This window comes from Vreelandella sedimenti, from assembly GCF_013416325.1.
Taxonomy (GTDB): Bacteria; Pseudomonadota; Gammaproteobacteria; order Pseudomonadales; family Halomonadaceae; genus Vreelandella; species Vreelandella sedimenti.
Window position 1 is genome coordinate 32,405 of the sequence record NZ_JACCGK010000013.1, and the last position, 13,184, is coordinate 45,588.

At 53.8% G+C, this 13,184-nt stretch carries 9 protein-coding genes and 1 tRNA gene; 8 read left to right on the plus strand and 2 right to left on the minus strand.

Annotated elements, in window-relative coordinates:
• Positions 1–111 precede the first annotated feature (111 nt).
• Positions 112–188: transfer RNA gene (locus HZU72_RS15230), tRNA-Arg, on the minus strand.
• Positions 189–377: 189 nt separating this feature from the next.
• Here HZU72_RS15230 and HZU72_RS15235 point away from each other — a divergent pair.
• From HZU72_RS15235 to HZU72_RS15250, 4 genes are read left to right on the plus strand one after another with little or no spacing between them, the layout of a single operon-like run.
• Complete coding sequence (locus HZU72_RS15235) at positions 378–1,535, plus strand: tyrosine-type recombinase/integrase (RefSeq protein ID WP_180093572.1); 1,158 nt, start codon at positions 378–380, stop codon at positions 1,533–1,535.
• On the plus strand, positions 1,528–3,144 hold the full coding sequence (locus HZU72_RS15240) for a site-specific integrase (protein WP_180093574.1): 1,617 nt from the start codon (positions 1,528–1,530) through the stop codon (positions 3,142–3,144). Before HZU72_RS15235 ends, HZU72_RS15240 begins: the two co-directional genes overlap by 8 nt.
• Positions 3,141–4,997, plus strand: coding sequence for a tyrosine-type recombinase/integrase (locus tag HZU72_RS24130; RefSeq protein ID WP_180093576.1), 1,857 nt, complete (start codon positions 3,141–3,143; stop codon positions 4,995–4,997). The genes HZU72_RS15240 and HZU72_RS24130 overlap by 4 nt, the downstream gene beginning before the upstream one ends.
• A complete protein-coding gene (locus tag HZU72_RS15250) occupies positions 4,984–5,424 on the plus strand; it encodes a helix-turn-helix domain-containing protein (RefSeq protein WP_180093578.1) in 441 nt (146 codons plus the stop codon). The genes HZU72_RS24130 and HZU72_RS15250 overlap by 14 nt, the downstream gene beginning before the upstream one ends.
• Before the next feature lie 2,440 nt (positions 5,425–7,864).
• Here the strand turns inward: HZU72_RS15250 and HZU72_RS15255 are convergent.
• Positions 7,865–8,758 carry a LysR family transcriptional regulator gene (locus HZU72_RS15255; RefSeq protein WP_180093580.1) on the minus strand — a complete coding sequence of 298 codons (894 nt, stop codon included), beginning with the start codon at positions 8,756–8,758 and terminating at the stop codon, positions 7,865–7,867.
• Between the two features lie 134 nt (positions 8,759–8,892).
• Here HZU72_RS15255 and HZU72_RS15260 point away from each other — a divergent pair, with 134 nt between their 5' ends.
• The 4 genes from HZU72_RS15260 to HZU72_RS15275 all read left to right on the plus strand — a co-directional run bounded on the left by HZU72_RS15260 (position 8,893) and on the right by HZU72_RS15275 (position 13,172).
• Positions 8,893–10,113: an MFS transporter gene (locus tag HZU72_RS15260; RefSeq protein WP_235976134.1), complete on the plus strand. Its 1,221-nt coding sequence runs from the start codon at positions 8,893–8,895 to the stop codon at positions 10,111–10,113.
• A gap of 14 nt (positions 10,114–10,127) precedes the next feature.
• The gene (locus HZU72_RS15265; protein ID WP_180093582.1) at positions 10,128–11,162 is read left to right on the plus strand and encodes an alpha/beta hydrolase; all 1,035 of its coding nucleotides are present in this window, start codon (positions 10,128–10,130) and stop codon (positions 11,160–11,162) included.
• Positions 11,163–11,344: 182 nt separating this feature from the next.
• Complete coding sequence (locus tag HZU72_RS15270) at positions 11,345–11,815, plus strand: (R)-mandelonitrile lyase (RefSeq protein WP_235976135.1); 471 nt, start codon at positions 11,345–11,347, stop codon at positions 11,813–11,815.
• 139 nt (positions 11,816–11,954) lie between these two features.
• Positions 11,955–13,172 carry an aldo/keto reductase gene (locus tag HZU72_RS15275; RefSeq protein ID WP_180093584.1) on the plus strand — a complete coding sequence of 406 codons (1,218 nt, stop codon included), beginning with the start codon at positions 11,955–11,957 and terminating at the stop codon, positions 13,170–13,172.
• Positions 13,173–13,184: the final 12 nt, after the last annotated feature.

Here is a 13,184-nt window from a genome sequence, read left to right on the forward strand (position 1 = left end):
ATAAAAGATAAGCTTAATTGTGAGGACTGAACATAGCGGGCACAAGATGGGCACCATTTGGGCACACACACAAAAAAAGGGCCTACGCGTTAACGTAAGCCCTTGAAATTATGGCGCGCCCGGCAGGATTTGAACCTGCGACCCTCGGCTTCGGAGGCCGATACTCTATCCAACTGAGCTACGGGCGCTTGTGGGTGTGTATCGTAACTGTGCAGGGGCGCTGTGTCCAGCCGCATGGCGCTTGAGGACCTTTAGTCAATTGACCGTTTTCCCTGGTGTGGTGCATGCTTTGGGAGCACTTCTGCACCTTAGTCCATTGGGAACACAATAATATGATTCCCACTTGCCAAAGTGATACATGCTGTTAGAGTCTAAACATGGACCTCTTCTTCAGCAACAGCAAGTTCAAACTCAACGGCTTAAGCTACACAGGCTTTCCAATCCTTATTTCCGACGAGGGGAGGGTTGTTGAAGAAGCGCTGGACTTTTGTATAGCGCACCTGATCAAGCGTGGCAGGGTTCAATCTAGGAAGTCGTGGATAACCTACGGGAAAGCGTTATATCAGTTCTTTGGCTGGTGTGAGGTAAATGACATTGACTGGCGTGATGTGGGCAATGATCGAGAAGCTACGATACTGGCGGAGTTCCGGGACTGGAACCTAAGACCCGAGGGTGGAAGCCTTGCCGCCGCAACTGTGAATGCCCGGCTAAGACTTCTCTGCGCATTCTATCGGTATGCCGCCAACTGTGGATGGGTGACGGCTGTTCCGTATGCCATGGAAACGGTTACGGTGAGGCAACCGAAAGGTTTCCTGGCCCACGTCGATGCGAGTAGTGGGAAGCATACCGCTCCAGACATCATGCTTAAGACGCCACGAACCGTAATTCGGGTGCTGAGCAAGCATCAGTCAGTTGATCTCCTAAGTGTTATCACCAACCCAACGCACAAACTGATCGTCCGATTAGCGCTCACGACAGGGCTTCGCCGTGAGGAGCTGGCAACGTTTCCGCTGAAGTACGTAATCAATCCGGCGACTTACACCAAGCACCGTTCATTCATCCGAGTAAATCTTGATCCTCGTGACATGACTATAAAGGGCAATCAGCCCAGAGGGGTCGATGTACCCCGCACTGTCATGGAAGCTCTCTGGCAATACGTTCTGGATCGTCGCCATCAGCATGAAAGCATTTCGGGCCAGCACCAGTCCGCTTTGTTCTTGACGGAATCCGGCCAACCCTACGCGAACGACGGGGCAGCCTTTCTGGGCATTGTAAAGAAGGCTGGGACTGATGCTGGAATTCCTTACATCAACGTACATATTCTGCGCCATACCTACGCCACACACACGCTGTACGCAATGATGCAATCTAAGGCCCAGACCCATGCCTTGCTGTACGTGCGCGACCGCTTGGGCCATGCCTCGGTCACAACCACCGAAAAATACCTGCACTGTCTCTCAGAGCTTGAGGATGCGCTGATGAGCAACTACCAAAGCGAAATCGATCTGATCAGTAGAGAAATTGTCGATGCCTAGAAAAAAACTTCATTCAACAGCCTCACGCCCTGGCAAAGCCGCCAGTGACGCAACGCTGGATCTCACGAGCCTGCCTCCAACCAAGATGGCTGTGTATTTGCCCGAGCATGCGGGTAGTTTACGCAACCTAAATTTCGCCAAGCACTACGGGAACAGCTGCGATGCTGTGGTCTATGCCACACAACGGGCATTGGAGTACATGGCCAGGGATTGCGCCGAAAGCGGCGGGAAAACACTTAGCGCGAGTACTATCACCAGCTATTACCAAAACGGGCTGGCAGCTTTTCTGCCGTTTTGTGCAACGATGGCCTCCGCGCTGGGACGCAAGCTGCGACTGGATGATATTGACCGGCAGTTTATCGACCACTTCATTGCTCATTTGCGTCAATCGCAGGCCATCTTCGCGACCCAAAAATCTCGATACCAGGCCGCTAAGTCGGTATTGGTCGCGATGGAGCAATCAGGCTGGATTGCCAAAGACATTTTCCCACGCAATCCCTTTCCGAATTCCAACCGATCAATGAAGGGTCAGTCCCCCCTGAGTGAACCAGAGCGCCGCAGCGCTATGCAGGCGCTGAAAGCTGATATGAGGACAATCATCAAAAAAAGTGGGCCGCTAACCTCTGATGAACTTGTCGTCTGTCTGCTGGCCATTGCTGCGCGAACGGGTATCAACCCCACCCCCGCACAGGAACTCCTAATCGACTGTCTTCAACCTCATCCCATCAAGGCTGACCGATACGTGCTAGTCAGCTTCAAGCGTCGTGGCAACGCTACGCACATCCAGAGCCTGCGCCGTGCAGCTGACGTTACATCAATGGTTTCAGCGCTCCCTGATGTGGCCCGCATCATTGATCTCGTGCGCGATCGCAATGCCGCACAACGACAAGCGAGTAACTACCCGGGGTTGCTGTTTGTCTACGAGAGTAGATCCGTTAAAAGCGCCGGAGAAATGAGCCGTCTGACACGCTCCACTCTCACCTACGGCATTAAGGCATTTCTTGACCGACATCAGATAACCGATGCCGACGGCAAGCCTCTGAAGCTCAACTTCATGCGTCTTCGCAAGACGTTTGAGAACCGGCTATTCACCCTTTCCGGCCAGGATCCGTTCCTGACCGCAAGACTTGGCGGCCACACCCCAAAGGTGTCCAACAACCATTATCTGGAGGCCCCGGAAAGCGCCGAAAAAGACTGGCGTCTCATGGGTGAGGCCCGGACCGAAGAACTGCTGAACCATAGCAAGGTCGAGGCCCTGCCAGCGGAAAACACGCCGGTAGCCCGTTGTCGGGACACCCTGAACGGTGAGCGTGCGCCCAAAAATGGCGAGCACTGCCAAAAGTTTCTTACTTGCTTTCGCTGCCGGTCATTCGTTGTGACGGGTGATGATCTGTACCGTGTCTTCAGCCTCTACTGGGTGCTGATCCAGATGCGTCAAAAAATGGGGGCCAGCGCGTGGAAACGAGTTTACGGCCACATCATCAGGATCATCGACCAGGAGATCACTCCTCAATTTGATGCCGAACTGGTGAGCATTCAAAGGCAGCGGTCGAAGGTCGATCCGCACCCCTTTTGGCGCGATCCAGAACGGCTGGAGGGCTTAGCGTGAACGAAGCCGAATTCCGTGCAGAACAATTCAAAGCCCTCCATGCCGCCCATGCAGGGACGATCGACCCAAACGCTATCATCACTGGCATGCGTTTGGAAGACGGCTCCTACCACGTTCTGAGTCGCTTTGGCGATGATGTCTGGACTCTGCCCGACAGCCTTTTCCCTGCGGGAAAAAGAGATCACTTTAAGAAGCTCAATTTCTTAAATGTGCCTGTGCCGTTTCGGGAAATACTGCGAGCCTGCACGGCACATTACATCCTCAGCGGTATTGAAGGCCGCAGCCGCCCCAAAGGTGGCACGATATGCCTGTTCTTTATGAATACGACATCTTTCCTGACCTGGCTTCACGACCAGCGTATAGCCAGTCTGAGCGACGTATCGCCGCTGATCGGACACCAATATGTGGAATTCTGCAAAGGGCTGAAGGGCCGAAAAGGGCGGCCCCTTTCAGGTGCAACGCTGTCTAGCCGTTTCGGCGCTGTAGAAACGCTCCATATCCTAAGTCAGAAGTCTGGTGATTCTATGCGGCATCCCTGGCCGGAATCGTCTGCTAGCCATCTGTCAGGGGTGACGGGGCAAGCCTCCTCTCGACTCCAAGAGGCTAGGACCGAAATCATCCCGGATGACATCCTGGGGCCGCTGTTCCAGTCGGCGGTTGAATGGCTGGACAAAGCCGATGAAATCATCAATCTCCGCACTCAGGTGGAAGGCTGGAAGTCAGAGGGGAAGAGCTGGGTGTTCATCGGACCGAGCTTAAAAAAAATCGGCTGGACGTTAGGCGGCATGCGCACAGCAGAGCAACACCTGCAAACGGCGTGCATGTGCATCATCTTGATCACAAGTGGTATCCGCGTATCCGAACTGTGCTCACTGGAAAATGAGTGCGCGGTCAAAACGCTGGATGAACAGGGTGACCCCTTTCACTGGATGCGTGGAACCTCTTACAAGACGGGAGCAGGAACCTGTGAGTGGCTTGTGGCAGAGATTACTCACCGCGCCCTTGCAGTAGCTGAGCGCCTTGTGCATCCGCTGCAAGCCCGACTGGAGCAAAGTATTTTCGACCTCCAAACCGACAACCCGGAGCACCCCGATATCGTCAGAGTGAGGTGGCATTCTCATCGTTTATTCCTCGCGGTCTCAACGAATAAGGGAAACCGGATTAGAACGCATTCAAGCCATTCGATCACTAAACGCCTAAATATGTTTGCTGCCCAGTGTGGACTGGACTGGCGCTTTGCGTCGCATCAGTTCCGGCGCACTTTCGCGGTCTACGCGGCTCACAGCGCCTTTGGCGACCTTCGCTACCTGCGGGACCATTTCAAGCACTGGTCGCTAGACATGACCACGCTGTACGCTATGTCCCGGCTGCAAGATGCCGAGCTTTACGACAGCGTGGGTCTGGCTGCACTGAGCATCAAGACCGATCTTCTGGAGCACTGGCTGGAGCCCGACGCAATTTTGACGGGGGGAGCTGCTGACCCAATCCGAGCCTTCCGCACAAAAAACGAAGCGTTGGTCACTAAGGGGGACCGTGCCGAGATGGCCAAAACGATCAGCCCCTTAGTTCATCTGCGGGCTACTGGAGTCGCATGGTGTACCGCCGATACCGGAGGCTGTAACGGCGGGCAGGCCGTCGAAAAAACGCGTTGTGCTGACTGTGGCAATGCGGTCATCGATGACTCACGCAAATCTGTATGGCAGGATATTTATATCCAGCAGATTGAAATGCGCGACCTCATAGACATTGGACCTGGAGGAACTGAGCGGGTCGAGCGTGACATTAAGCGCTGCGAGTCGGTCCTAAAGGGTCTTGGGGCAACTGAAGAGGATCTGGCTGATGTCGCAACCTGAAGATACTTCCCAACCGCCTACGCGGGGCGAATTGACGGCAAAGGCCATACGCCAGGCCATTGTGCGGATAGAGAAAGGCCGCCCAAAGGTAGTAAAGCCGGGTCGCAAGCTCAGCATCCAGGCTGTGGCAGAAGAAGCAGGGGTCAGCAGAGCAACCATTCATAACAATCACCCTAATCTCGCAGAGCGTATCAGGGAAGCCGGAAATAAGGCTGTCCGGGCACAACGGGATGAAAAGAATATCGAAATCAAGGAGCTGAGAGCCAAGTACACCGCTCTCAGACAGGACTATATTCATACCCGCGAACTAAACCAAGATATGGCTTCTGAAATGGCCTCACTCGTCGCTGAAAACCAGCGTCTGAGAGTAATTGTGGAGAACGAGAAAGTAGTCGGGTTCCCTTCGAAAAAACCTAGGACATCCTGATCACCCTTAGTGTAATAAACACAATTGGGAGGCTGCTTTTGTCCGAAAGCGATAGCCAATTCGGCCAAAAGGAGCTGATATAAAAACGACCAAGAGCCAGAGCAGTAATAGGCGACTTGATCAGTGCCGTCTGAAACCACACAGTTGTGTGAATATGGTAAATTTTATAGGTAACCGCGACGAGTGGCTTAGAGCATCCAACTATGGTCGCGCTGGAAGTCTTTATCTAAACCAGGCGGTCTTAAATATAATCACCATCGTTTCGGAAGATTTTTATCTTAACGATACTAGTCACAAGGCGAACCCTAAACATCGAAGGAGTACCTATATATGCCATTTTTATCGCCTGATGCTTTGGCTATACTTCTCCCTCTCGGCATTCTTTTCGCCGCTCTCCTCTTGTTTGGAGCCGGCCTTGTATGGGCCCGCTACCGTGATCGTCAGATCGAAAGGCAAGACCGAGAAAAGTTGATTCAAGCTATATTGGATCAGATCGAACCTTGGGCAGGCTCTCGATCCTCCGCCTGGGCATGGTATAAAACACACCCCATTTCTGCCCTCGGTGGACAGACAGCTCAGCAACTAGTCTCTAAAGGGAGGACTCACGAGGTAATCGCTTACCTAGATCATATTCGCCAAGGCGGATATGCTTAATTCGGATAGAGATGCTAACGATTTACTTGAGTGGGTCTTAGCTTTTTTACACTCATCAATGAAGATAGCATCGCCGCTGCTGGGCCTGAGTATATACGACAACATAACGCAATCAGCATGATTGCTGCATTACAACGACGAATGAGTCTGTTCCCGCTGCTGTAATGTTCGTTTTGGGTTAATAGCAATTATGAAAGAGCATTCCTATTTCGGCCAGAGGCGATCTTTTAGTTAAAACCGATTTACCGTTACACTAATCGATAATTTTGGAGCGTAGTGGAGAATTAATCCGAATGCAGCGCTTTATTATGCGACCCCAAACCTCTCATATAGACCTTTAAGAGTGGCTTCAGTATGAGTCTCCTTGATGTAGCGCACGACCGGCTCAAATGGGTACCCCCATTGTTGAAAGTTGTACCGGGTAGAACAGCTATCCCTGCGTTCAACTGGGTTGAAGCACTTGAAAAGAAATTGAAATATCTCGTCCCCATGTAGGCACCAGCGCTGTGAGGTCTGAGCCGAAGCAGGTGGGCAGCAAACAAGCGGACGGATTCTCACATTAGCTTCCACTATCCCTGTCTTTGCACAATTTTGCTTCACTTCATCTTGCAGTAATGGGAGGAACCGATCTATGACATCATTCAGTCGTTCTTCTGGGAATAAACCAGATCTTCGCAATATGGAAAACAATGTCGATGGGTCTTCTTTTAAAGCCCTATTGAAGCCAATTGCATCAGTTTCACTCTTTACTTCGCATAAAATCAGGTCTGTTTCACCCTGTTTCATACCTAGGAATTCGGAAGGCTCAATCTGTCGTTCTGGCTCTGAATAGTATGGGTGGCGAACGGCAAGGCAGTCTACCTCAGTTCTTGCCTGTCCCCACTCGGGAGAATGAGCAATGAATCCAGTCGTAAAATACCCGTTCAACCTCAGGTATAACTGAGTAAGAATCTCGTCTACATCGGACCTGTTCATATTAATTCAATCACCAATATATAGGGCATAATGACGCCAGCACGCTCAGCTTTGTAGTGAAGGCGAAGCCGCAACGGAAAAGCTGTCGCTGTGTTTAGTCTTCTTAGCTACAACAATATGTATAAGCCAGCACCCAAACAAAAAATGCTAATTATCCGCTGCGTCCACAAAGTGGATGTTAACGAGTTTGGATCTCGACCAGCCTTCAATATTTCGTTTAATGTACCTTGCACACGAAATGACTGAACCCCGGCACTAAGACCTACAACTATCAAAATCACACCCAATATCGCCATGTTTCTTTACCTTTGAATCAAATAAATACCCAATGCAAATATGCCCAGCGAGAAAGCGAAGAGCCCAAGAAAATGCTCATTGATAACAGTTTTTGCAGACGGTTTATCAGAGGACATCTTGTTGATTTTTCGGAAAGTCATTAAGAATCGTAAGTTCTGGATCAGGCCAATACTTCCGAAAATCACCAAGAAAATTCCAATGACATTTAACTTATGCGCGGTGTCTCTGTTCATGAGTTTCGCCTTGAATAATAACCCCAGCTTTCACGATTCTTGGGTGTTATTGGTTCACCAAGGTGGTTCATATCACTAATTTTTCGGCATCTCATGAACTCAAGAATAAATAGCACTCCAATCCTTTCAGTGCTCCGAGAAAGCCGGAGACGGGGACTCACCTAATCCCGACTGCGAATGGAGGCCGTTGCTCGCTAGTACTTCCCGGCTTGGCTCAGGCTCAGCGCGCTTCTCTTAGAAGCGTGCGCAGTATCGATTTGACCTAGTCTCGCACCGTTCACCTAGCCCTTGTATTTGAAAGCCTCAACAAACGCCGAAAAGGCGGGTGAGGACTGTCGCCTGTTAGGGTAATACAGGTGAAACCCAGAGAAATATGGAGACCAATCCGTCAGTACTTTCCTGAGTCTGCCATCGGCCAGGTAGGGTTCGGCCAGATCCTCGGGAACGTAAGCCAGACCAATCCCTTCCACCGCTGCATTGAGTACGTGGACAGTGCTGTTGAAGACAAGCTGCCCCTGACCCTTTACGGTGAACTCCTTGCCGTCCTTTGCAAATTCCCACGCGTAAATCGCGCCATCGGGTCTGTGGCGAATGTCCACACAGGCATGATTTGTCAGGTCATAGGGCGTTTCGGGTTCGGAATATCGCTTGAAATAATCCGGTGAACCCACCACCACCAAACGCATATCCGGGCCGAGAGGAATGGCTATCATGTCCTGACTGATCGCCTCGCCCAGACGTATGCCGGCATCGAACCGTTCTCTCACCACGTTGGTAAACCCGTAGTCCACGTAAAGCTCGATGGTGACGTCTGGATAGTTTTCCAGGAACTCCGCCAGTCTGGGCCGCAGGCACAGCTCAATCTGGTCATCCGTGCAGGAGATACGGATGGTCCCCGCCGGCTTGTCACGCAGTTCGCCCAGTGCCTCCACCTCCATGGCAATCTGATCGAAGAGTGGCGTGAGAGACTGTATCAGCCGCTCGCCCGCTTCCGTTGGCGCGACATTCCGGGTCGTCCGTGTCAGTAATCGCAGTCCCAGCCGTTCCTCCAGTGCTTTCATCCGGTGGCTCAGCGCGGACGGCGTAATGCCGATCCTGGCGGCCGCTTTGGTAAAGCTCTGGTCTTGCGCAATGGCGAGAAAAGCCTGTAGGTCGTCAACTTTCGGATGTGTCATTACTGAATTTTTCTCACAAGTTCATAAACATTCTACCCACTAATCAAAACGGCAGCTCCGTGTCAACATTTGTTGGCTAAGAATAGGTCCTCCGAGATTGACCTGCACCATTGACTGCTTGAGGGAAGACGGTTTTGAGCACACAAGCCTTTGACAAACTCGATAGCGAAAGCCTCGTCCAGTATGAGACCCAGGCTCAGCCCGCTTATTGGAGCGGCGTTTTTGCGATGACCCTCTGCGTATTTGCGTTGATCGCCTCCGAATTCATGCCGGTTAGCCTGCTGACGCCAATTGCCGGCGAACTCCGCGTCACCGAGGGTCTGGCAGGCTATGGTATTGCCATCTCCGGGGCCTTTGCGGTCTTTACCAGCCTTTCGATTTCCAGGCTCGTCGGTGACATGGACCGGAAGACCCTGCTGCTTGGGCTGACGGCGCTGATGAGCGTGTCCGGGCTGATCGTTGGGCTGGCGACCAGCTATACGATGTACATGATCGGTCGGGCGCTGATTGGTGTGGTTGTGGGCGGCTTCTGGTCCATGTCGGCGGCAGTAGCCATGCGACTGGTGCCATCTGACAGTGTACCGAAGGCGCTTGCAATCTTTAACGGCGGCAATGCGCTCGCCGTTGTAGTGGCGGCTCCGCTGGGAAGCTATCTGGGCGGGGTCATCGGCTGGCGTGGGGCGTTCTTTTGCCTGATTCCAGTGGCGCTGATTGCCTTTGTCTGGCAGTGGATCAGTCTGCCATCCATGAAGGGCGCTAAACGTGAGAACGGTGCTGGCAACATATTTACGCTGTTGAAGAATCCATTGGTTCTTCTGGGCATGCTGGCTGTCGGTATATTCTTCATGGGCCAGTTCGCACTGTTCACCTATGTTCGCCCCTTCCTGGAAACCGTCACTGACGTTGATGTGCCGACGCTTTCATCGATCTTGTTTGTGCTGGGTATCGCCGGTTTGGTAGGCACCACGCTCATCGGGAGATTCCTAAAAGGGGGCATGTATCGAACCCTGGTTGTTATTCCGCTGTTAATGGCGGCCATCGCGTTGGTGTTGATCGCCTTCGGTGACTCGGTCGCCGTGGCATTTGTAATGCTGGGTTTCTGGGGGCTGGTGGCCACTGCGGCACCAGTGGGTTGGTGGGCGTGGCTCGCTAAATCAGTTCCGGAAAGCGCCGAAGCCGGCGGTGGCCTGATGGTGGCGGTTATTCAGTTATCCATCGCGCTTGGCTCAACCATCGGGGGCATTCTTTTTGATGGCGGCGGCTATCAAACCACATTTGTCGCCAGTGCTGCATTACTGCTGATCGCGTCGGTGATGGCATTTGCAGCCTCACGTGCGGCGCGATCGTTCATTTAACGAAACGAGAGGAAATGATTGTGAAGAAACTGCTTTTATTAGTTGGTCTGTTGACGGTTTCAGCCTCAACCCTGGGAGAAGACGCCATGCCAGCGGATGCCGACAATTTTTACCAAAGCGATAGCGTCACTGTCGAGAAGGTCAGGTTCGATAATCAGTACCAGATGGAGATCGTCGGGAACCTCGTTGTGCCAAACGACATGGACAAGAGTGACCATAACCCTGCCATTATCGTTGGCCATCCGATGGGCGCGGTGAAGGAGCAAAGCTCCATGCTCTACGCCCAGAAACTGGCAGAGCAGGGCTTTGTCACCCTGGCGATAGATTTGCCTTTCTGGGGCGAAAGCGAAGGGCAGCCTCGCAACCTCGTCGCGCCGGATATGTACGCCGATGCGTTCAGCGCGGCGGTGAATTACCTGGGTACACAGACCTTCGTTGATCGTGACCGTATTGGCGTGCTGGGCATCTGCGGCAGCGGTGGCTTTGCCATCAGTGCCGCCAAGATTGATCCCCGCCTGAAAGCCATTGCCACCGTAAGCATGTACGACATGGGCGCGGTCACCCGCAATGGGCTGGAACATTCGCAAACCTTGGAGCAGCGCAAAGCGCTGATCGAAACGGCAGCGGAACAACGCTACAGCGAGTTCACCTCCGGCGAGGGCCAGTTCCTGAATTACCTCCCGGAACAACTGGATGAAAACGCCGACCCCGTGACACGTGAGTTCTGGGAGTTCTATCGCACAGAGCGTGGCATTCACATCCCCGAAGGCCGGACACTGGAACTGACGCAAAACCGCATGCTCACCAGCGAAGTCCGGTTCATGAACTTCTATCCGTTCAACGATATCGAGACGATCTCTCCGCGCCCTTTGCTGTTCATCGCCGGCGACCAAGCCCATTCGCGGGAGTTCAGTGAGGACGCCTATGAGCGGGCGGCGGAACCGAAAGAGCTTTACTGGGTAGAAGGCGCCGGGCACGTTGACCTGTACGACCGCATGAGCCTCATCCCGTGGGACAAGCTCACGTCCTTTTTCCGGCAACACCTTTAATCAGCCCGTTCTCAAGGCATGGATCGAGCTAATCCGATCAGATCAGATCGATGAAATAATGAACCTTATCGTTGACAAGAAAGTCCGCTAACGCTTTGTCATCGACATGAACGCGGCTTGAGTGCCGCCAATTCGGGGCCGTGCACGGCGGCCTATTTCAACATCAGCAAAGGAGAGTCCCCATGAAAGTCCAGGCCTCTATCGTGATCGCGTCCCTGACCTTGGCCGGCAGCGCCTTTGCCCAAGACATGCAGGTTTTCGAGAACGGTAGCCGCGAAGGCAGGATCGGCTCGGAGGAATATTTCACCGGCACCGCCTACGTGGAGCCGGTCTTCTCGGCCAAAGAGCCCTTCCAGTCCAACGCCGGCAAGGTGATCTTCCTGCCCGGCGCGCGCTCGAACTGGCACACCCATCCCGCCGGACAGTTCCTGATCGTGACCGGTGGTACCGGCTGGGTACAGCAGGAAGGCGAAGGGAAGCAGGTCATGCAACCCGGCGACGTGGTCTGGACCCCACCGGGCGTGAGGCACTGGCACGGCGCGACTGATACCACGGCGGTTACGCATTTCGCTATCCAGCAACTCGAGGACGGCGAGAACGTCATCTGGATGGAGCCGGTCACCGACGAGCAGTATGCGGGAAATCTGGAGTGAAGCACTTCTCTCTCAAGACTTGGAGCCTCCGGTAATGCCAGAGCGGTCCATACCTTGATTGATTGGGGCCATGAAAATGTAGTTTGGCTCGATCCGGTTATGGATAGAAAAATATCAAACACTTTTTAAAGGAAAAATCATGGCCATAAAATCAGAGAAAGCGGAACAAAATCTACAGGACGGAAGCAATCAAACCGATTCCAATCCATTGAACCGTCGTAATTTCCTGAAAGCGGGAACACTTCTTGGCGCAGCCATGTGCGTACCGCCTGTCGTGGGGAGTGCCGCCGCAGCACAGCATATGCAGGAGCGGCGAACGGCGTCCCGCTCCACGGGGTTGAACCTGCCGTTGATCACCACACGGCGTACGCTGGGGACAGGACGATACGCGATGGAGGTCTCCGCGCTCGGCCTGGGCCTCATGGGGATGAACTACAACCGCGGCCCCCATCCTGATCGCCAAGCGATGATCGAATTGATCCGCCAGGCCGTCGAGCATGGGGTTACCCTGTTCGATACCGCTGAGGTGTACGGGCCGCTCATCAACGAAGAGCTGGCCGGCGAAGCGCTTTACCCGTATCGGAACCAGGTGGCCGTCACGACCAAGTTCGGACACCGCATCGTCAACGGGGAATACCAGACCGGCGAGCTGGACAGCCGACCCGAGAACATTCGCAGCGTTGCCGAGGCGTCGCTCAGGCGTCTCCGGGTCGAGGCCATCGACCTCTTCTATCAGCACCGGCTCGATCCCGACGTACCTATCGAAGACGTCGCCGGGACGGTGCGCGACCTGATCCAGGAAGGCAAGGTCAAGCGCTTCGGCCTTTGTGAAGTGAGGCCTGAAATCATCCGCCGTGCCCACGCCGTGCAGCCCGTCACCGCGATTCAGAGCGAGTACCATCTGATGTGGCGGGAGCCGGAACGGGAGGTGCTGCCGGTGTGCGAGGAGCTTGGAATCGGCTTCGTCCCCTACAGCCCGCTGAACCGCGCCTTTCTCACCGGGGCGATCAACGAACACACGGAATTCGATCCCAGCCAGGACATGCGTCAGACTTTGCCCCGGTTCCAGCCGGAAGCGATCCGCGCCAACCTAAGGATCGTGGAGGCTTTGAATCGTTTTGGCCGCACGCGCGGAATGCCGCCCGCCCAGGTCGCCCTGACGTGGCTGCTAACGAAGATGCCGTGGATCGTTCCCATTCCGGGGACGACCAAGCTGTCGCATCTGGAAGAGAACCTGAGGACGGCGGATCTCGAACTCTCGGATGACGAAATGAGCGAGATCGAGAATGCCATCTCGCAGTTCGAGATCGTGGGAGATCGCTATCCCGCAGAACTTCAGGAACAGGTCTCCCGCTAAGAAGCCGCGACC

Excerpts from the sequence above, each read along its gene's own strand:
- HZU72_RS15235 (WP_180093572.1), top strand. The coding sequence starts at position 378 with ATGGACCTCTTCTTCAGCAACAGCAAGTTCAAACTCAACGGCTTAAGC.
- HZU72_RS15240 (WP_180093574.1), top strand. The coding sequence starts at position 1,528 with ATGCCTAGAAAAAAACTTCATTCAACAGCCTCACGCCCTGGCAAAGCC.
- HZU72_RS15250 (WP_180093578.1), top strand. The coding sequence starts at position 4,984 with ATGTCGCAACCTGAAGATACTTCCCAACCGCCTACGCGGGGCGAATTG.
- HZU72_RS15255 (WP_180093580.1), bottom strand. The coding sequence starts at position 8,758 with ATGACACATCCGAAAGTTGACGACCTACAGGCTTTTCTCGCCATTGCG.
- HZU72_RS15265 (WP_180093582.1), top strand. The coding sequence starts at position 10,128 with ATGATTGTGAAGAAACTGCTTTTATTAGTTGGTCTGTTGACGGTTTCA.
- HZU72_RS15270 (WP_235976135.1), top strand. The coding sequence starts at position 11,345 with ATGAAAGTCCAGGCCTCTATCGTGATCGCGTCCCTGACCTTGGCCGGC.
- HZU72_RS15275 (WP_180093584.1), top strand. The coding sequence starts at position 11,955 with ATGGCCATAAAATCAGAGAAAGCGGAACAAAATCTACAGGACGGAAGC.